This window comes from Pseudomonas sp. NPDC098747, from assembly GCF_044760045.1.
GTDB lineage: Bacteria > Pseudomonadota > Gammaproteobacteria > Pseudomonadales > Pseudomonadaceae > Aquipseudomonas.
This window is the reverse complement of sequence record NZ_JBIWAL010000003.1, coordinates 134,006-152,946: the sequence shown is the minus strand read 5'-3', so window position 1 is coordinate 152,946 and position 18,941 is coordinate 134,006. Positions and strand designations below refer to the sequence as shown.

General features: G+C 59.7%; 15 protein-coding genes. 6 read left to right on the top strand and 9 right to left on the bottom strand.

Features of this window, described 5'->3' with window-relative positions; all coding sequences use genetic code 11:
• Nucleotides 1-141: 141 nt before the first annotated feature.
• Both ACIQVE_RS02855 and ACIQVE_RS02850 read left to right on the top strand, forming a co-directional pair.
• The gene (locus tag ACIQVE_RS02855) at nucleotides 142-1,386 is read left to right on the top strand and encodes an FAD-dependent oxidoreductase (RefSeq protein ID WP_402804325.1); all 1,245 of its coding nucleotides are present in this window, start codon (nucleotides 142-144) and stop codon (nucleotides 1,384-1,386) included.
• 9 nt (nucleotides 1,387-1,395) lie between these two features.
• Nucleotides 1,396-2,196 carry a sulfite exporter TauE/SafE family protein gene (locus ACIQVE_RS02850; protein WP_402804324.1) on the top strand — a complete coding sequence of 267 codons (801 nt, stop codon included), beginning with the start codon at nucleotides 1,396-1,398 and terminating at the stop codon, nucleotides 2,194-2,196.
• A 48-nt stretch (nucleotides 2,197-2,244) separates the two neighbouring features.
• Here the strand turns inward: ACIQVE_RS02850 and ACIQVE_RS02845 are convergent, their stop codons facing one another.
• The 6 genes from ACIQVE_RS02845 to ACIQVE_RS02820 all read right to left on the bottom strand — a co-directional run bounded on the left by ACIQVE_RS02845 (nucleotide 2,245) and on the right by ACIQVE_RS02820 (nucleotide 8,447).
• Nucleotides 2,245-3,525, bottom strand: coding sequence for a TRAP transporter large permease (locus tag ACIQVE_RS02845; protein ID WP_402804321.1), 1,281 nt, complete (start codon nucleotides 3,523-3,525; stop codon nucleotides 2,245-2,247).
• Nucleotides 3,525-4,052: a TRAP transporter small permease gene (locus ACIQVE_RS02840; RefSeq protein WP_402804318.1), complete on the bottom strand. Its 528-nt coding sequence runs from the start codon at nucleotides 4,050-4,052 to the stop codon at nucleotides 3,525-3,527. Before ACIQVE_RS02840 ends, ACIQVE_RS02845 begins: the two co-directional genes overlap by 1 nt.
• A gap of 79 nt (nucleotides 4,053-4,131) precedes the next feature.
• Nucleotides 4,132-5,103 carry a TRAP transporter substrate-binding protein gene (locus ACIQVE_RS02835; RefSeq protein ID WP_402804315.1) on the bottom strand — a complete coding sequence of 324 codons (972 nt, stop codon included), beginning with the start codon at nucleotides 5,101-5,103 and terminating at the stop codon, nucleotides 4,132-4,134.
• A 60-nt stretch (nucleotides 5,104-5,163) separates the two neighbouring features.
• Nucleotides 5,164-6,057 (bottom strand): SMP-30/gluconolactonase/LRE family protein, encoded by an 894-nt coding sequence (locus ACIQVE_RS02830; RefSeq protein WP_402804528.1) that lies wholly within the window; start codon nucleotides 6,055-6,057, stop codon nucleotides 5,164-5,166.
• A 43-nt stretch (nucleotides 6,058-6,100) separates the two neighbouring features.
• Nucleotides 6,101-6,925, bottom strand: a complete 825-nt coding sequence (locus tag ACIQVE_RS02825; protein ID WP_402804312.1) for an NAD-dependent epimerase/dehydratase family protein — start codon at nucleotides 6,923-6,925, stop codon at nucleotides 6,101-6,103.
• Between the two features lie 286 nt (nucleotides 6,926-7,211).
• A complete protein-coding gene (locus ACIQVE_RS02820) occupies nucleotides 7,212-8,447 on the bottom strand; it encodes an OprD family porin (RefSeq protein ID WP_402804526.1) in 1,236 nt (411 codons plus the stop codon).
• Between the two features lie 385 nt (nucleotides 8,448-8,832).
• On the opposite strand from ACIQVE_RS02820, the gene ACIQVE_RS02815 reads away from it, so the two are divergent.
• From ACIQVE_RS02815 to ACIQVE_RS02805, 3 genes are all read left to right on the top strand, one after another.
• Entirely contained in the window at nucleotides 8,833-10,497 is a 1,665-nt protein-coding gene (locus ACIQVE_RS02815) for an MFS transporter (RefSeq protein ID WP_402804308.1), read from the top strand.
• Nucleotides 10,494-11,636, top strand: coding sequence for an HlyD family secretion protein (locus ACIQVE_RS02810; RefSeq protein ID WP_402804306.1), 1,143 nt, complete (start codon nucleotides 10,494-10,496; stop codon nucleotides 11,634-11,636). The genes ACIQVE_RS02815 and ACIQVE_RS02810 overlap by 4 nt, the downstream gene beginning before the upstream one ends.
• Nucleotides 11,637-11,725: 89 nt before the next feature.
• Nucleotides 11,726-12,346: a TetR/AcrR family transcriptional regulator gene (locus ACIQVE_RS02805; RefSeq protein WP_402804304.1), complete on the top strand. Its 621-nt coding sequence runs from the start codon at nucleotides 11,726-11,728 to the stop codon at nucleotides 12,344-12,346.
• A 217-nt stretch (nucleotides 12,347-12,563) separates the two neighbouring features.
• Here ACIQVE_RS02805 and preA read toward each other — a convergent pair whose 3' ends face one another.
• The 3 genes from preA to hydA all read right to left on the bottom strand — a co-directional run bounded on the left by preA (nucleotide 12,564) and on the right by hydA (nucleotide 16,810).
• Nucleotides 12,564-13,838 carry an NAD-dependent dihydropyrimidine dehydrogenase subunit PreA gene (gene preA, locus ACIQVE_RS02800; RefSeq protein ID WP_402804302.1) on the bottom strand — a complete coding sequence of 425 codons (1,275 nt, stop codon included), beginning with the start codon at nucleotides 13,836-13,838 and terminating at the stop codon, nucleotides 12,564-12,566.
• A complete protein-coding gene (locus ACIQVE_RS02795; RefSeq protein ID WP_402804300.1) occupies nucleotides 13,839-15,206 on the bottom strand; it encodes an NAD(P)-dependent oxidoreductase in 1,368 nt (455 codons plus the stop codon).
• A gap of 164 nt (nucleotides 15,207-15,370) precedes the next feature.
• Nucleotides 15,371-16,810: a dihydropyrimidinase gene (gene hydA, locus ACIQVE_RS02790; RefSeq protein WP_402804298.1), complete on the bottom strand. Its 1,440-nt coding sequence runs from the start codon at nucleotides 16,808-16,810 to the stop codon at nucleotides 15,371-15,373.
• 624 nt (nucleotides 16,811-17,434) lie between these two features.
• Here hydA and ACIQVE_RS02785 point away from each other — a divergent pair.
• Nucleotides 17,435-18,919 (top strand): NCS1 family nucleobase:cation symporter-1, encoded by a 1,485-nt coding sequence (locus ACIQVE_RS02785; protein ID WP_402804295.1) that lies wholly within the window; start codon nucleotides 17,435-17,437, stop codon nucleotides 18,917-18,919.
• Nucleotides 18,920-18,941 lie beyond the last annotated feature (22 nt).

The window sequence follows — 18,941 nt, the reverse complement described above, 5'->3', positions numbered from 1 at the left end:
GAGCGAGCTTGCTCGCGAAAGCGGTGGGCCAATCTCTATCAATGTTGACTGACACGCCCTCTTCGCGAGCAAGCTCGCTCCCACATGGGCAGTGGTGTGTCGGCCTGTAAAATCCTTGCGTGCAGCTATAAGGAACAAGCAATGAACGATCAACACTGGGGCCCATCCATCAGTGCAGACATCGTGGTCATCGGCGGCGGCAGTGCCGGTATCGCCTTCGTCGCCAGCCTGCTCAAGCGCGACCCGCACCTGAAAATCACCGTTATCGAACCAAGTGCTCAGCATTACTACCAACCGGCGTGGACGCTGGTCGGTGGTGGTGCTTACGATGTGAAAGACACCGTTCGGCCGATGAGCAAAGTCATGCCGCGTCAGGCCACCTGGGTTCAAGCGGCGGTCACCGGCATCGACGCAGACAACCGCCAACTCACCCTCAGCGATCAACGCACCGTCAGCTATCAAAACCTGATCGTCTGCCCCGGCCTGCGTCTGGCCTGGGAGAAAATCGAAGGGTTGCAGGACAGCCTCGGCCAGCACGGTGTCACTTCCAATTACAGCTATCAGCATGCGCAATACACCTGGGATCAGGTGCAGAGACTGCGCGGCGGCAAGGCGCTGTTCACTCAGCCGGCAATGCCAATCAAATGCGCTGGTGCGCCGCAAAAAGCGCTGTACCTGTCCTGCGATCACTGGCTTAAAAGCGGCGCGCTGAATAACATCAATGTCGAATTCAATCTGGCAGGCGCCGCGCTGTTCGGTGTGGCGACGTTCGTGCCGCCGCTGATGAAATACATCGAGAAATACAACGCGCATCTGGCGTTCAACTCGAATTTGGTGAAGGTCGACGGCCCGGCGAAAGCCGCGTGGTTCGAGGTCAAGGACGCGGACGGCAACGTCACCCGCGAGGCGAAAACCTTCGATCTGCTGCACGTCGTGCCGCCGCAGGTTTCGCCGGATTTCATTGCACAGAGTTCCCTGGCCGATACCGCCGGATGGTGCGAAGTCAATCCGCACAGCCTGCAGCATCCACGTTACCCCGAGGTGTTTGCGCTCGGTGATATCTGCGGCACCAGCAATGCGAAAACCGCAGCAGCGGTGCGCAAGCAAATCGTGGTGGTCGCACAAAACCTGTTGGCCCTGCGCAAGCAACAACCGCTGCCGCTGAAGTACGACGGCTACGGTTCCTGCCCGCTGACGGTGGAGAAGGGCAAGGTGATCCTCGCCGAATTCGGTTACGCCGGTAAGCTGCTGCCGACTTTTCCTCTGGACCCGACCGTGGCGCGTCGCTCGGCATGGTGGTTGAAGGCAACGCTGCTGCCGTGGTTCTACTGGAACGGCATGCTCAAGGGCCGCGAATGGCTGACCAGCCTGTCCAGAGTCGACTGAGAAAACCCTATGTTGCTGGCAAGTCTGTTTGGCGTGGTGATGGGATTGGTCCTCGGTTTGACCGGGGCTGGCGGCGGGATTCTTGCGGTGCCGGCGCTGGTGCTCGGGCTCGGCTGGTCGATGACGCAAGCGGCGCCGGTGGCGTTGTTTGCGGTCGGCAGTGCGGCTGCGGTTGGCGCTATCGATGGTTTGCGTCATGGTCTGGTACGTTACCGCGCGGCGCTGTTGATTGCCGCACTGGGCGCGGTGTTTTCGCCGCTGGGGATCTACTTCGCGCATCAGTTGCCGGAGAAGATTCTGATGATTCTGTTTAGTCTGCTGATGGTCATGGTTGCCTGGCGCATGCTGCGGCGCGAGCGTCAGCAGGCGGGGCCGAGCGATCATGGTCACGCCAGTTGGGGCCAGAAGAATTGCATGCTCGATGAACAGACCGGACGCTTCGACTGGACGGCCAAATGCACGGCAACCCTGGCAGCATTGGGCGCGGTGACGGGCGTTGTTTCCGGATTATTGGGCGTCGGTGGCGGCTTCTTGATCGTCCCGGCATTCAAGCAACTGACCGACGTGCAGATGCGCGGCATCGTCGCTACGTCGTTGATGGTGATCAGCCTGATTTCGGCGATCGGCGTCATCGGCGCATTCCATGCCGGCGTGCGCATCGACAGCCTCGGCGCGGCGTTCATTGTCGCCAGCGTTGTCGGCATGATCATTGGGCGCAAGCTTTGTGCGCGAGTACCGGCGCGGGGGTTGCAGGTGGGGTTTGCGAGTGTGTGTCTGGTGGTGGCGGGGTACATGTTGTTGCGGGCTTGAGGTAAACACGGTGGCGAGGGAGCCAAGTCCCTCGCCACCCGTTCATTGTTACAACACCAAATGCGGTAACCACAACGAAATTGCCGGCACGTACGTCACCAGCATCAACACCAGGAACAGCACCGCGTAGAACGGCAGCAGCGCTTTCACGGTGCTCTCGATGCTGACCTTGCCCACCGCCGAACCGACAAACAGCACCGCGCCCACCGGCGGTGTTATCAATCCGATCCCGAGGTTGACCAGCATGATCATGCCGAACTGCACCGGGTCGACGCCGATGCCAAGAATCACCGGCATCAGGATTGGCGTGAGGATCAGGATCAGCGGCGCCATGTCCATCACCGTGCCGAGCAACAGCAGCATGACGTTGATGCACATCAGGATCACGTAACGGTTGTCCGACAGGGTCAGGAACAGCGTGGTGATCTTCGCCGGAATCTGCATCAGGGTCATGATGTAGCCGAAGCTCGCGGCGAAACCGATCAGGATCATCACGATCGAAATCGTCCGCACAGTGCGATGCATCAGCTTGGGCAGTTCACTCCATTTGTAGTCGCGGTAGATGAACATGGTCACGAAGAATGACCACAGCACCGCGATGGCGGCCGATTCGGTGGCAGTGAAAATCCCCGAAAGGATGCCGCCGAGGATGATCACCATCGCCATCAAACCCCACAGCGCTTCGCCGCAGATTTTCAGGGCCTGGCGCATCGGGATGACTTCGCCTTTGGGATAGTTGCGTTTACGCGCAAAAATCAGGCACAGCACCATCAGGCACGCGCTCATCAACAAGCCCGGCACTACGCCGGCCATGAACAGCGATGCGATGGACACGGTACCGCCAGCGGCCAGCGAGTAGAGCACCGAGTTGTGGCTCGGTGGCGTCAGCAGCGCTTGAACGGAGCCGCTGACGGTCACTGCCGTGGAGAAATCACGCGGATAACCTTTGCGCTCCATTTCCGGGATCAGCACCGAGCCCACGGAAGCGGTGTCAGCAACCGACGAGCCGGAGATTGCGCCGAAAAACGTCGAGGCCACGATGTTGACCAGCGACAGGCCACCACGAACAAATCCGACCAATACACCGGCAAATGCCACCAGCCGCCGCGACATTCCGCCCTCGGCCATGATCGCCCCGGCGAGGACAAAAAACGGGATCGCCAGCAGCGAGAATTTGTTCACCCCACCCGCGACCTGAATCATCAGGGCCTGGAACGGAATGTCGATCCACCACGCGCCGATCAGCGCCGACAGGCCCAGGGCGTAGGCGACCGGCATGCCGATCAGGATCAGTGCGATAAAACTGCCCAGCAGAATCAATGCGTCCATCAGGCAGCCCCTTCGTTTTCTTCAACCAGGTCGAACCGCACCACGCGGCGGTTGCTCTGGTCACCCAGTAAGAGTTTTTCCACGACAAAAATCAGTGTCAGCGCGCCGCCAATCGGGATCGGCATGTAGGTGATGCCCACGCGCAAGGTCGGCAGGGCGCTCATGAACTGGTTCCAGGTCGACATGCAAAGTTTGGTGCCCCAGATGGTCATGAACAGGCAGATGGTGCCCATCAGCAACTGGGAAATGATGCTCATGGTTCTGCGCATGTCCGGGTTCATGCGATCGGTAACCATGGCCACGGCCATGTGTGCACCCGCGCGGTAACTGGCGGCGGCGCCGATGAAGGTGAACACCATCATCAGCAGAATGGCGGTGGGCTCCGGCCAGCTCGAGCCAGTGCCAAGGACGTAACGGGCGAATACGCCCCAGGGGATGATCAGGGAAATGGTCAGCACCGACAGACCGGCGACCCAGATGCAGGCCATGTAGATCCGGTCATTGATGCTCAGCAGTAGATTCTTCATTGGGGTCCACCGTAACCGGGCTGGCGCTGACATCAAGCGAGGTCAGCGCTGCCGGGCCTTTCATTGAGGTCTGGGAGGCTTACTGAACAGCTTCGATACGCTTGATCAGGTCGGCGTAAGGCGCGCCGTACTTCTCGCGGACCGAGGCGGTTGCCTCGTAGAAAGGTTTCTTGTCGACAGTGATGAACTCGACGCCGGCAGCCTTGAGTTTCTCTTCACTGCTGGCGGACTTGGCGTCCCACAGCGTGCGCTCATCGGCCTGCGCGGCTTTGGCCGCTTTTTTCACCAGCACCTGCTGATCCGGGGTGAGTTTGTTCCAGGTGATTTTCGACATCACGATCGGCTCGGGCAGGATCAGGTGCCCGGTCAGGCTGTAGAACTTGGCGTTCTGATAGTGGTTGTGTTCGAGCAGGGTCGGCGGGTTGTTTTCCGCGCCGTCGATCACGCCGGTTTGCAGGGCGCTGAAGATTTCCCCGGTGTCCATGGCAATGCCGTTACCGCCCATCGCGTTGATGGTTTCGATGAACATCGGGTTGCCTTGCACGCGAATCTTCATGCCCTTGAGGTCTTCGAGTTTGCGCACCGGTTTCTTGGTGTAGATGTTACGGGTGCCGCCGTCCATCCAGGCCAGAGCCACCAGACCGAATTCGGAGTTGCTGATCTTGTCGAGGATCGCATCGCCGACATCGCCGTCAATCACTGCACGCATATGCGCCTGATCGCGGAAGATGAACGGCATGTTGAACACGTTCACATCAGGTACGACCGGGCCAACGATGCCGAGGCTGACGCGGGTCATCTGGATCGCGCCGACCTGCGCCTGTTCGATGACCTCTTTCTCCGAGCCGAGCACACCGCCCGGGAAATACTTGAAGGTCAGGTCGCCATTGGTTTCCTTGGTCAGGGCTTCGCCCATGTTTTTTTCGGCGACCACCGTTGGATAACCGGCGGGGTGGATGTCGGCGAATTTGATTTCCAGGGCCTGAGCGGCACCGGCGAAAGTGAACATCAGCGGAAGTGCAGCGGCGAGCAAGGTGCGTTTGAAGTCCATGGGGGTGTCTCCAGTCTTGTTATTTTTGTGTTCAAGGCACAGCGGTGCAGCAGAGGTGGGTTAAAGCAAATCGTCGAATAGCGGTTCCGGCAGGCCTTTGACGCCGGGGTTCAGGGCGAACACGCCGCCGGCCAAAGACTGCGGGTCGTGGTCATCGCCGGGGCGAATCGAGGCGACGAACAAGGTGTCCATTTGCGCGCCGCCGAAGGCGCACATGGTCGGTTTTTTCACCGGCACCGGCAGCGAGTAATCGAGGCGTCCGTCGGGGGTGAAACGGTGGACGAGGCCGGCGTCGTTGGCGCAGATCCAGTAGCAACCCTCGGCATCGACCGCCGCGCCGTCGGGGCGGCCGCAGTGCTTATTCATGTCGACGAAGACCCGGCGATTCGACGGAGTACCGCTGGCGGTGTCGTAATCGAAAGCCCAGATCAGTTGCACGTTGGGGTGCGAGTCCGACAGGTACATGGTTTTGCCGTCGGGGCTGAAGCCGAGACCATTGGGCACGATGAAGCCGTCGAGTTGCGCTTCGATTACGCCAGACTGTCCTGCGTCGTAGCGATAGAGCCGACCTTCGGGCGCATTCAGGCCCATGTTCAGAACCATACTCCCTGCCCAGAATCGGCCTTGGCGGTCGCAACGACCATCGTTCAGGCGCATGTCGTCGCGGCTGTGTTCGACCGTGGCGAGTAGCTCGCTGTCGAGGCTGCCGTCCGCGTTGGGGTGTAGGCGAAAGAATCCGGTTTCCATGCCCGCGACCCAGCCACCGCGGCTGTGAGGGGCGATGCAGGCGAGCATCTGCGGGGCTTTCCAGGCGTGGACATGCCCGGTGTCGGCGCTCCAGCGTTGCAGGCCGCCGTTGGGAATGTCCACCCAATAGAGGGCGTTTTCCTGCGCGACCCAGACCGGGCTTTCACCGACCGCGTTGCGGGCGTCGACGATCAATTCGGCTTGCATACTCATTCCCATGGTTTTTATTGGAGGGGATCAAGTGGACAGGTCAGTCACCAAACGGGCCGGCCGCAACGAAGGCGCCGCCCTGGTAGATCCGTGCCGGGTCATCGGCGGCTGGCATCGGCTGCGCTTCGATCTTGTCGCGGAACACTTCGGAGGTGTCTCGGGCTTCGAAACCGAGGTGACTGGCCAAGCGGTTGTCCCACCACACGTCCTTGTTGTCGGACATGCCGTAGACCACGGTGTGGCCGACGTTCGGGGTGTACAACGAGTGCTCAAGCAATTGCGTGAGGTCGTCGAAGCTCAACCAGGTGTGCATCATCCGGCGGTTATGCGGCTCGGGGAACGAGGAGCCGATGCGGATGCTCACGGTCTCGATGCCGTAGCGATCGAAGTAGAAACTGGCCATGTCTTCGCCGTAGGACTTGGACAAACCGTAATAGCCATCGGGGCGGCGGGTGGAGCTGGCGTCGAGCTGTTCGTCCTGTTTGTAGAAGCCGATGACGTGGTTGGAGCTGGCGAAAATCACTCGTTTCACGCCATGCCGGCGCGCCGCTTCATAAATGTGGAAAACGCCGCAGATGTTGGCGCCGAGAATCTCTTCGAACGGTCGCTCGACGGACACGCCGCCGAAATGCAGGATCGCGTCGACACCTTCGACCAGTTGATGCACGGCGTTTTTGTCTGCGAGATCGCAGAGCACGACTTCTTCACGGTCATCCACGGCTGAGGCGAGGGCGGCGATGTCGGACAGCCGCAGTACATTGGCGTAAGGCCGCAGACGCTCGCGCAAGACTTTGCCCAGGCCGCCAGCGGCACCGGTCAGCAGCAGACGATTGAAAGGGGCGCGGGAGGTAGTGGTGGGCGTCATGGCAATCCCTGAGCTCGTTGTTTTTAGGTTTGTTGTAGGTTGTCGTATGACTGCGCTGAAGTATCGGTAGGGTTTCCGGATCTTGTCAACGCGACTTTTGGGGTAAATGACGGAAGGGCTGTTCCGTCCTGTCTGTCGAATATTTCCCTGTGGCGAGGGGATTTATCCCCGATGGGTGGCGAAGCCACCCCAATCAGTTCTTGAGAAAAAACAGCGACGACTGCTGCGCAGCCGATCGGGGATGAATCCCCTCGCCACAGGATCGGGTCAACATACGAGCAATGAGTTACAACAACGAAATCGGATAGCTGATAAAGAGCCGGTTTTCATCAAACTCGTTGGTGCTGAAGTCCCGGCGAATTGTCGCGTTGCGCCATTTCACATTGAGGCTCTTCAGCGGCCCGCTCTGCACGGTGTAAGCCAGTTCCGACTCACGGCCCCATTCCTTGCCATCGCTGGTGGTGGCGGTGTGCACGTTATCGCCGCTGATGTAGCGGTTCATCAGGGTCAGGCCGGGGACGCCAAGGGCGACGAAGTTATAGTCGTGGCGCAACTGCCAGGAGCGTTCCTTGGCGTTGTCGTAACTGGCGTTGTAACTGTCGTTGGCCAGGGTGCCGCCGCTGGTGCCGTTGACGCGCATCCACGCATCGTCGCCGCCGAGTTTTTGCAGGCCGACGTAGAAGGTGTTGCCACCGTATTTGGCCGAAAGCATGGCGAACGCGGTTTTGTTGTCGAGATCGCCGGCCTGCGCGCTGCCGTCTTCCTTGCCGGTGAAGAAACCGAGGTTGGCGCCCAGCGTCCAGTCGCCCAGCGGCTGGCTGTGGCTGAGATTGAAATACTGCTGCTGGTAGATGTCGGTGAGTTCGGCGTACCACACGCCGACTAGGGTGCGCTTGTCGTTGAAGGAGTATTCACCACCACCAAAGTTGAAACGGTCGGAGGTGAACGCGCCGCGGCCGTTCATCGACATGTCTTCCATGCTCGCGTCGTTGCGCGGGCTGTTGCCGCGGAACTGGCCGCCGTACAGGCTCAGGCCATTGATCTCGGTGGACGTGATCTGGCCACCGCGAAAGGTCTGCGGCAGGGAGCGGCCGTCGTCGGAGCGCAGGATCGGCAGTACCGGCATCCACTCGCCGACCTTCAACTCGGTCTTCGACACCTTGGCTTTCAATGCCACACCGAGGCGACCGAAATTGTCGGCCGGGCGCCCGTCATCGTGGATCGGCAGTAACTGCGTACCGCCGGTGCCTTTACCGCCATCGAGTTTTTGCGAGTACAGCCCGAGCATGTCTATGCCGAAACCCACGGTGCCTTGGGTGAATCCGGACTTGGCATCGAGGATGAAGCTCTGCGTCCACTCTTCAGCCTTGCCCTGAGCGGCGTTCGGGTTGGTGAAGTTGCGGTTGAAGTAGGCGTTGCGCAGGTTCAGCGTGGCTTTGCTGTCTTCGAGAAACCCTTCGGCGTCGGCGCTCATGGGCAAGGCGAAGGCGAGGCTACTACAGCCGATCAGACTTAAGGTCAGGCGAGGGCGGGTGACGGAAAAGCGGGAAGGGCGGACGGAATTGCAGACGAGTGTGCTCACTGGGTCGCTCCCTGGATCGATTGTTGTTTTTATTATTTGTTATACGTCGTCGTACAACATGGGTGCGGATATTTCCCAGATTCTGCTGGAATGTCAACAGGAAGTTATACGATGACTTGAGCAGGTTAAAAATTACCCATCCTACATAGAGCCCTGTGGGAGCTGGCTTGCCAGCGATGAGGCCGGCAGATCCGGCATCCTTGTGCACTGACACACCGCTATCGCTGGCAAGCCAGCTCCCACAGGGCTTTTTGTTGTCCATGGAAATGTGTGCTGTCAGAAAAAATGCGGCAAACTTCGGTCACCTCCCGCACAAGGCTTTTCAATGGATCAATACGCCCCGCGCAACTGGCAGCCGCACGAGAAGCCCAGTTTGCCCGGTTCCCCCTCGACGCCATTGCACTCCAATCCCAAGCGCGTGGCCTACGCGCTGGTCGGGTTGCTGGTGGCGTTGACCGGCGGTTTAGGCAATTCGCTGGTGGTCGCGAATCTGATTTACCTGCAAGGCGCACTCGGTGCGACCACGGCGGAAATGGCCTGGCTGCCCGCCGCGTATGTGATGACCAACGTCTCGATGAACCTGCTGCTGGTGAAGTTTCGTCAGCAGTTCGGTTTGCGTGCGTTCACCGAGGTGTTCCTGGTGCTGTATGCGCTGGTGACCTTCGGCCATTTGTTCGTCAACGATTTGAATTCGGCCGTGGCGGTGCGCGCGGCTCACGGCATGGTCGGCGCAGCGTTGAGTTCCCTGGGCCTGTATTACATGGTGCAGGCGTTCCCGGAGAAGTGGCGGCTGAAGGCGCTGGTGCTCGGCCTTGGCACGTCGCAACTGGCGCTGCCGCTGGCGCGACTGTTCTCTGAGGATTTGCTGCAAATTGCTGAATGGCGCGGTTTGTACCTGTTTGAATTGGGCATGGCCCTGTTGTCGCTGGGTTGCGTGCTGCTGCTCAAACTGCCGCCCGGCGACCGCTTCAAGACCTTTGAAAAACTCGACTTTCTCACCTTCGCGATTCTGGCCAGCGGTGTGGCGTTGCTCTGCGCGGTGCTGTCGCTGGGACGGATCGACTGGTGGCTGGAGGCCGACTGGATCGGCGTCGCCCTGGCTGGCTCGATCGCGTTGATCCTCACGGGCCTGGCCATCGAGCACAACCGCAGCAACCCGATGTTGATGACGCGCTGGCTCGGCAGCGGGGTGATGATTCGTCTGGCGCTGGCGGTGATCCTGATTCGTATGGTCACCTCGGAGCAATCCACCGGCGCCGTCGGCTTCATGCAAAACCTCAACATGAGCAGCCAGCAGTTGCACAGCCTGTACGTGGTGATGCTGATCGGCAGCGTCGCCGGGTTGTTGACCAGCGCGCTGACGATCAACCCGAAACACCTGCTGATGCCGCTGATCATTTCTCTGGCATTGATGGCGACCGGCTCGGTGATGGACAGTTTTTCCAACAACCTGACCCGCCCGGAGAACCTGTATTTCAGTCAGTTTTTACTGGCGTTCGGCAGTACCTTTTTCCTCGGTCCGACCATGGTTCTCGGCACGCGCAACGTGCTGACCAATCCACGCAATCTGGTGAGCTTTTCCGTGTTGTTCGGGATCTGCAATAACCTGGGCGGCTTGATTGGTGCGGCGTTGCTCGGCACCTTTCAGATCGTGCGCGAGAAATTTCACTCCAGCCAGATCGTCGAGCATCTGACGCTGTCCGATCCCTTAGTGGCCGCGCGCGTGCAAAGCGGCGGCTCGGCCTACGGCTCGTTGCTGGCTGACCCAGACTTACGCAATCTGGCCGGTATTCGCAGCCTGGCCAATGCCGCGACGCGCGAAGCCAATGTGCTGGCCTATAACGATGTGTTCATGCTCATCGCGGTGATCGCGGTGGCGACCATGATCTGGTTATCCATTCGCGCGCTGTGGCTGATGAGCACCACCAAAGCCGTCGACTCTACTCCCGTTAAGCCTTCCGTCCCTGACAGCGGTGCCATTTCTTCATGACCGAACCGACCACTACAACCACCAATGCTATTGCCGCCACGCCCGAAGGTGTGGCGCCGCCGTCATCACCGAATACCGAGCCGCGCTCGCTGCGAGTGCGGATTATCTCGTCGATGGGTTTTGCCGCGATTGCCATCGTCGGCGTGTTGATCGTGCTGTACGCCTGGCAATTGCCACCGTTCAGCAGTGCCGTCGAAACCACCGAAAACGCCCTGGTGCGCGGGCAGGTGACGATCATCGGCCCGCAGCTCGCTGGTTATGTTTATGAAGTGCCGGTGCAGGATTTCCAGTATGTGAAGGCTGGGGATTTGCTGGTGCGTCTGGACGACCGCATCTATCAGCAACGCCTCGATCAATCGCTGGCGCAACTGGCGGTGCAGAAAGCCGCGCTGGCCAACGTGGTGCAGCAAAGCAACAGCGCCGAAGCGACGATCAAATTGCGTCAGGCAGTGGTCGCTGACAGCGAAGCGCAGTTACGCAAAAGTGCGGCCGATCTGCGTCGTAACAAGGAACTGGTGAGTGACGGTTCGGTCTCCAAACGCGAGATGGACGTGGCGCTCGCCGCCAATGCGCAAAGTGTTGCGGCCGTCGCTCAGGCGAAAGCCAATTTGGAAATCGCCCGTCAGGATCTGCAAACGGTGATCGTCAATCGCGGCTCGCTCGAAGCCGCAGTCGCCAGCGCCGACGCCGCCGTGCAACTGGCGCGGATCGATCTGTCGAACACGCGAATCGTCGCCCCGCGCGACGGCCAGCTCGGGCAGATCGGCGTGCGTCTCGGCGCGTACGTCAACTCCGGGGCGCAGTTGATGGCGCTGGTGCCGAACCAGAAATGGGTGATCGCCAACATGAAGGAAACCCAGATGGACAACGTGCGGGTCGGGCAACCCGTGCACTTCACCGTCGATGCGCTGAACCACCGCAAATTCACCGGGCATGTGCAGCATATTTCGCCAGGCACCGGTTCTGAATTCGCCTTGTTGCAGGCGGACAATGCGACGGGCAACTTCGTCAAAATCGCCCAGCGGGTGCCGGTGCGAATCACCATAGATCCGGATCAGCAGGAGGAGGAAAGATTGCGGCCGGGGATGTCGGTGGTGGTGAGTATTGATACGGCGGCGGGGGATACGCAGCCTCACTGATCAGCGCTGTACGAAGTTTTGTTTGCAGCGGTCGCCCCGGTGCCAGAGCGGGTGTTAGTCTGCAACAACGTTGTTGTCAGGGAGCCCACATGGGCAATCACAAGATCGAAATTCGCCGCAGTAACGTCGAAAAAATCCTCCTCGCCGCGGAAAAAGTCTTCGCCGAAAAAGGCTTCGGCAGTACCGCCATGGCCGACATCGCCGCCGAGGTGCAACTGCCGCGTTCCAATCTGCATTACTACTTCAGCACCAAGAGTGAGTTGTACAGCGCGGTGCTGTTCGACCTGCTGGAAGTCTGGAAGCAGGACGCGTTGTGCTTTGAGATGTTTGACGATCCTCGCGTGGTGCTCAGCAGCTACATCCGCGCCAAGATGAACCACTCGCGCAGCCGGCCTTATGGTTCGAAAGTCTGGGCCAATGAGATTATTCATGGTGCGCCGACGCTGGGTGAGGCGCTGGATGTCAGCCTGTATGACTGGGCGAAGATGAAGGAAGCGAAGATCCGCCAATGGGTCGAGGACAAGCGCATTTTGCCGGTGGAGCCATCGAGCCTGCTGTACATGATCTGGGCGTCGACCCAGCACTACGCCGACTTTGATCATCAGGTGAATATCTTGAACAACCACCAGCCGCTGTCGGACATGCAGTTCGAGCGGGCGGTGCAGACGGTGACGAGTGTGATCTTGCGCGGGATCGGGTTGGAGCCCTGACCAGCGCGATCAAAAGCCGACCCTCACCCTAACCCTCTCCCGGAGGGAGAGGGGACTGACCGAGGTGTCTTGCGTTATACATCGACCTGAAATACCAAGTCGATTATGGATTCAAAGCAAATCGTTCAAGTTGGTGCATGTCGCCAATATCCCCCAATCAGTCCCCTCTCCCTTGGGAGAGGGCTAGGGTGAGGGGGCTGTTGGATCAGCACGCAATCTAAACCGCAACGTGATACGGATTCCTCGGATCATGATTCCAGTCCAGAAACGGCTTGCCCGTCTCCATCGGTACCATCTCGATGCAGTCCGCTACCGGGCAGGTAATCTGGCACAGATTGCAGCCCACGCACTCATCGTCGATCACTTCATATTTATGCGTGCCATCGGCCTCTCGAACACTGCTGATCGCCTGGTGTGAAGTGTCCTCGCAAGCAATGTGGCAACGCCCACAACCAATGCACGCCTCCTGATCGATCTTCGCAATCACCTGATAGTTGATGTCCAGATACTTCCAGTCCGTGGTGTTGCCCACCGCGCGCCCGGAAAACTCGGCGATGCTGGCGTAACCCTGACTGTCCATCCATCGCGACAGACCGTCCTTCATCTCCTCGACAATCCGAAAACCATGCAGCATCGCCGCCGTGCACACCTGCACCGACCCGCTGCCCAGCGCCATGAATTCCGCCGCATCACGCCAACTGCCGATGCCGCCGATGCCGCAGATCGGCAGGCCTTGAGTCAGTGGATCGCGGGCGATTTCCGCGACCATGTTCAACGCAATCGGTTTGACCGCCGAGCCGCAATAACCGCCGTGGGTGCTTTTGCTGCCGACGGTGGGCAGGGCGACCATGTGTTCGAGATCAACGCTGGTGATCGAGTTGATGGTGTTGATCAACGACACCGCATCGGCGCCACCGCGATAAGCCGCGCGAGCCGCGACGCGGATGTCGGTGATGTTCGGCGTCAGTTTGACGATCACCGGCAGCGAGCAGTAAGTCTTGCACCAGCGGGTCACTTGCTCGACGTACTCCGGGACCTGACCAACCGCCGCGCCCATGCCGCGTTCGGGCATGCCGTGGGGGCAGCCGAAGTTGAGTTCGATGCCGTCGGCCCCAGTCGCTTCCACCAGCGGCAGAATGTGTTTCCACGACTCTTCCTCGCACGGGACCATCAGCGACACAATCAGCGCGCGGTCCGGCCAATCCTTTTTCACCTGGGTGATTTCGCGCAGGTTGATCTCCAGCGAGCGGTCGGTGATCAACTCGATGTTGTTGATGCCCAGCACTTCGCGGTTGTTGCCGTAGTGCGCCGAGTAACGCGACGACACGTTGACCGCCGCCGGGTCCTCGCCGAGGGTTTTCCAGACCACGCCGCCCCAGCCAGCCTCGAAGGCGCGGACCACGTTGTAGGCTTTATCGGTCGGCGGCGCGGAGGCCAGCCAGAATGGGTTGGGGGCTTTGATGCCGGCGAAAATAATCGAGAGATCGGCCATTTACGCAGCCTCCACGTTAAGCATCAGTTGAGCATTGATCGCCTCGGCGGCGAGCTTGCCGTGTTGCACCGCTTGCACCGTCAGATCCTGATCGAGGCTGGTGCAGTCGCCACCGGCATACACGCCGGGAATGCTGGTGCGCAGGTTTTCATCAACCTGAATACGCTCGCCCTGACGCTTGAGTTCACGGGCCATCGGGTCGGCGAGGGCGCTGCCGTCGAAGGATTGACCGATGGCTTTGAAGATCGCATCGGCCGCCAGTTCGAAGGTTTCCCCGGTGGTTTGCAGACGACCGTCGACCAGATCTGTGCGGGCGAAACGCATGCCGCGCACGCGGCCCTGATCATCGAGCAGCACCTCTTCCGGTTGCGCCCAGGTCAGCAGCCGCACCTGATTGGCTTTGGCGATGTCTTGTTCATGTCCGGTGGCGCCCATGTCCGCCGCGCCACGGCGATACACCAAATTCACATCGCGGGCACCGAGGCGCGCCATTTGCACCGCCATGTCGATCGCGGTGTTGCCGGCGCCAAGCACGATGCAGCGCTCGGCTAGCGGTAGTTGCGTGAGGTCGTCGGCCTGACGCAGTTCGCGGATGTAGTCGGTAGCCGCGAGCAGGCCGGGAGCGTCTTCGTGGGCCAGACCCAGTTGTTTGCTGGCGTTGAGACCAAGGCCGAGGAACACCGCGTCGAACTGTTGATGCAATTCGCTGAGGGTCAGATTCTCTCCGAGTTTCTGCCCGTGGCGGATTTCGATGCCGCCGATTTGCAGGAGGAAATTCAGTTCCTTCTGTGCGTAATCGTCGACCAGTTTGTACTTGGCGATCCCGAATTCATTGAGGCCGCCAGCCTTCTCCCGTGCTTCGAAAATCACCACGTCATGGCCATGCATGGCGCTGCGGTGCGCGCAGGACAAACCCGCCGGCCCGGCGCCAACCACAGCAATGCGCTTGCCGGTGGTGGCGGCGCGTTGGAACGGGTGTTCGGTGAAATGCGCGTTGTCCACGGCGTAGCGTTGCAACAGGCCGATCAGCACTGGCGCGCATTCCTGAGCGTTGTTGCGCACGCAGGCTTGCTGGCAGAGGATTTCGGTCGGACAGACCCGGGCGCAACTGCCGCCGAGGATGTTCGCCGAAAGGATTTTCTGCGCGGCACCGGGCACGTTGTCCTGATGGATGTTGCGGATGAACGAGGGAATATCGATCTCGCTCGGGCACGCGTTCACGCATGGCGCGTCGTAGCAATACAGGCAACGCGACGCTTCCAGATGGGCCTGCCGATCGTTGAGCGGCGGCGCCAGATCGGTGAAATGACCGGCGAGGGCGGCCGCGCTTTCGTGCGGGTGGGGGAGATGGTTCAGGGTTTCGATCACGGTGGTGTGCCTCACGGTTATTGAGGTAACTGCCTCTGATGGGCATTGGTATTTGCGTTGTCTGTTATGGCCTCATCGCTGGCAAGCCAGCTCCCACAGGGGGCTATGTGTTCACAAATCCTTGTGGGAGCTGGCTTGCCAGCGATAGGCCGAAGGCCTCGATTTCAGCGTTTCACAGCAACCGGCTTATGTTGCTCAGCCCGTTTGCTCAGCAAATCAAACACCGCCGGATACGCCGGCCGTTCGATGTACCGTCCGGCCCCACGTTCTGCACGCAGATCACCATCGGCCCAGACCACCCGGCCCTGACTGACGGTATGGCTCGGCACGCCGCGCACGGTTTTGCCTTCGAAGATGTTGAAGTCCACCTGCTGATGGTGGGTCTCGGCGGAAATGGTGCGCGTACCTTGCGGGTCCCACAGCACCAGGTCGGCATCGGCGCCGACGCGAATCGCGCCTTTGCGCGGGTAGAGGTTGAAAATCTTCGCGGTGTTGGTCGAGGTCAGCGCAACAAAATCCTGCATCGAAAAACGCCCGGTATTCACTCCCTCATCCCACAACAGCGCCATGCGGTCTTCGATGCCGGCGGTGCCGTTGGGGATCTTGCTGAAGTCGTCGCGCCCGGCGGCTTTTTGCTCGGCGCAAAAGCAGCAGTGGTCGGTGGCGGTGGTGTGCAGGTTGCCGTTTTGCAGGCCACGCCACAGCGCTTCCTGATGACCGCGTGGACGAAACGGCGGACTCATCACGTAACCGGCGGCGGTCTGCCAGTCCGGGTGTTGGTAGACGCTATCGTCGAGCAGCAAATGCCCGGCAAGCACTTCACCGTAAACCGGTTGGCCCTTGCTGCGCGCATAGGTGATTTCGTCGAGGGCCTCTTTGGTCGAAACGTGCACCAGGTACAGCGGCGTGCCAATGGTTTCGGCGATACGAATCGCCCGGCTCGCCGCTTCACCTTCAACCTGCGAAGGACGTGACAGCGGATGCGCTTCCGGGCCGGTGAAGCCCTGGGCCATCAACTTGCGTTGCAGGTGATAAACCAGTTCGCCGTTCTCCGCATGCACGGTCGGCACCGCACCGAGTTCCAGACAGCGCTCGAAACTCGCCACCAGCGTGTCGTCGGCGGCCATGATCGCGTTCTTGTAGGCCATGAAATGCTTGAAACTGTTGATGCCGTGATGGCTGACCAGCTCGGCCATTTCCTCACGCACCTGCTCGCTCCACCAGGTGATCGCCACGTGGAAGCCGTAGTCCGATGCCGATTTTTCCGCCCAGCCGCGCCACTGATGAAACGCCTCCATCAACGACTGCTGCGGATTGGGAATCACGAAGTCGATGATCGACGTGGTGCCGCCGGCCAGACCCGCAGCGGTGCCGCTGAAGAAGTCTTCGCTGGCCACGGTGCCCATGAACGGGAGTTGCATGTGAGTGTGTGGATCGATGCCGCCGGGCATCAGGTATTGGCCGCTGCCGTCGAGCACTTCGGCGCTGGCGGGAACATCAAGGTTTTCACCGATGGCTTTAATCACGCCGTCAGCGCAATAGACGTCGGCGCGGTAACTTTCATCATGGGTAACAACGGTGGCGCCACGGATCAACAGAGACATTCCGAGTTCCTCGCAGGCATGACCGACTTGTGCCGGTTCTAAATGTTTTATTGATGTACAGCGTTGAAGGGCGTATTCCTGTCAGTGCTGTCAGGAATAGAAACTAGTCTCAGTTTTGCAATAGATCAAGAATATTTTTTATAAGCTTATATCTGATTTAAGTTGCTGATAATTAACAATAAAAACAGAAAATCACCAAAATGGTGAGCCTGCTCACCATTTTGACGCACTTGACAGGATGGAAATATGGTCAAGATTTCTTATGTGAAATCAGCCGCTTGAAGTTGAGCTGCGGTTGATTGCTCACAAATAAAAAAAGTGCAGTGCACCAGTTTGAGTCCTGTCTGTTCGGACAACTTGCCAAGCGTTTAGCCTGAGCGCCCAGACAAGTTTCCAAAGGCTCCGCCGGTGAATAATTAAAACCGAGCAATATCATAAAGTTGCAATGCGTTTAAAGCACGACCCAAGCGCTAAGCGATTCACCCGGCACGTTTATTGATGCCGCCGCTGACACCTTGGTCGGTGCATGAAAGTTGTCAGTTCCTCCGGCCATCGTCCGGCTCGCGCCCCATGCGCCAGCCGCCTGATGAGCAAAAAAATAATCAGAAGAACAGTGGAGCGGCCATGCAACAGATCAGATCGCAAGTGACCGAGCGCGACGGCTTGTTCGAGCTCGAAGCCGGCAGCGACGTACTCGACAGTCCCCGTTACAACCACGACATGGCACCGACCAAGGTGCGCGAGCGAACCTGGAACAAATGGCACATCACCGCGTTGTGGGTCGGCATGGCGATCTGCGTGCCGACCTACACCCTCGGCGGCGTGCTCACGGCGTATTTCGGCCTGAGCGTCGGCGAAGCGTTGTTGGCGATTCTGTTCGCCAACGTCATCGTGCTGATTCCGCTGACGCTCAATGCTTTCCCCGGCACCAAGTACGGCATCCCGTTTCCGGTGTTGCTGCGCTCATCGTTCGGCATTCTCGGGTCCAACGTGCCGTGCCTGATTAGGGCACTGGTGGCGTGCGGCTGGTTCGGCATTCAGACGATGTTTGGCGGACTGGCGATTCACCTGTTTCTCGGCTCGGTGTTCGACGGCTGGAAATCCCTTGGCGGCACCGGGGAGGTGATCGGTTTCATGGTGTTTTGGGCACTTAACCTGTGGGTGGTAATCCGCGGTGCCGAGTCGATCAAGTGGCTGGAAACCTTGTCCGCGCCGCTGCTGATCGCGGTCGGCATTGGTCTGCTGGTGTGGGCGATGCCCAATGTGTCGATGACCGAGCTGCTGGCGATCCCGCCCAAACGTCCGGAAGGCGCGAGCGTGGTCAGTTACTTCGCTGCCGGGCTGACGGCGATGGTCGGCTTCTGGGCCACGCTGTCGCTGAACATCCCTGACTTCAGTCGTTACGCCAAGAGCCAGAAGGATCAAATTGTCGGGCAGATTATTGGCCTGCCGCTGACCATGTTTCTGTTCGCTTCTCTGGGCGTGATCATGACGGCGGCGTCGGTGAAACTGGTCGGCGTGACCGTCTCTGATCCGGTCACCCTGATCGGCCACATCCAGAGCCCGGTATGGGTGGCGATAGCGATGGCGTTGATCATCATCGCCACGTTGTCGACCAACACCGCCGCCAACATCGTCTCGCCGACCAACGACTTTCAGAACATCGCGCCGAAGGTGATCAACCGCACCAAAGCGGTATTGCTGACCGGGTTGGTGGGGCTGATTTTGATGGGCCATGAGCTGTTGAAAAAACTCGGTCTGATCGTCTCCGACGTCAGCCTCGAAACCGTGTATTCCAACTGGCTGCTGGGCTATTCGAGCCTGCTCGGGCCGATCGCCGGGATCATGGTGGTGGACTACTTCCTGATCAAGAAACAGCAACTGGACCTGGCCGGGTTGTACCGTGATGACGTTTATCCGGCGTGGAACTGGGCTGGGTTTATCGCGTTTGGTGTGCCGGTGGTGCTGACCCTGGCGTCGCTGGGTAGCGACGCGTTCAGTTGGTTCTACAGCTATGGCTGGTTCACTGGCTCGGCGTTGGGTGGGATTATTTATTACGGGTTGTGCGTGATGCGCAGCAGCCCGTCGGTGGCGAAATCTGCGGTGTGAATGCCGCCTTTTCGCGAGCAAG

Coding starts and splice junctions, on each gene's coding strand:
- ACIQVE_RS02830 (WP_402804528.1), bottom strand. CDS start 6,057: ATGCAAGCCGAATTGATCGTCGACGCCCGCAACGCGGTCGGTGAAAGC.
- ACIQVE_RS02845 (WP_402804321.1), bottom strand. CDS start 3,525: ATGGACGCATTGATTCTGCTGGGCAGTTTTATCGCACTGATCCTGATC.
- ACIQVE_RS02850 (WP_402804324.1), top strand. CDS start 1,396: ATGTTGCTGGCAAGTCTGTTTGGCGTGGTGATGGGATTGGTCCTCGGT.
- hydA (WP_402804298.1), bottom strand. CDS start 16,810: ATGTCTCTGTTGATCCGTGGCGCCACCGTTGTTACCCATGATGAAAGT.
- ACIQVE_RS02785 (WP_402804295.1), top strand. CDS start 17,435: ATGCAACAGATCAGATCGCAAGTGACCGAGCGCGACGGCTTGTTCGAG.
- ACIQVE_RS02815 (WP_402804308.1), top strand. CDS start 8,833: ATGGATCAATACGCCCCGCGCAACTGGCAGCCGCACGAGAAGCCCAGT.
- preA (WP_402804302.1), bottom strand. CDS start 13,838: ATGGCCGATCTCTCGATTATTTTCGCCGGCATCAAAGCCCCCAACCCA.
- ACIQVE_RS02805 (WP_402804304.1), top strand. CDS start 11,726: ATGGGCAATCACAAGATCGAAATTCGCCGCAGTAACGTCGAAAAAATC.
- ACIQVE_RS02810 (WP_402804306.1), top strand. CDS start 10,494: ATGACCGAACCGACCACTACAACCACCAATGCTATTGCCGCCACGCCC.
- ACIQVE_RS02840 (WP_402804318.1), bottom strand. CDS start 4,052: ATGAAGAATCTACTGCTGAGCATCAATGACCGGATCTACATGGCCTGC.
- ACIQVE_RS02825 (WP_402804312.1), bottom strand. CDS start 6,925: ATGACGCCCACCACTACCTCCCGCGCCCCTTTCAATCGTCTGCTGCTG.
- ACIQVE_RS02835 (WP_402804315.1), bottom strand. CDS start 5,103: ATGGACTTCAAACGCACCTTGCTCGCCGCTGCACTTCCGCTGATGTTC.
- ACIQVE_RS02855 (WP_402804325.1), top strand. CDS start 142: ATGAACGATCAACACTGGGGCCCATCCATCAGTGCAGACATCGTGGTC.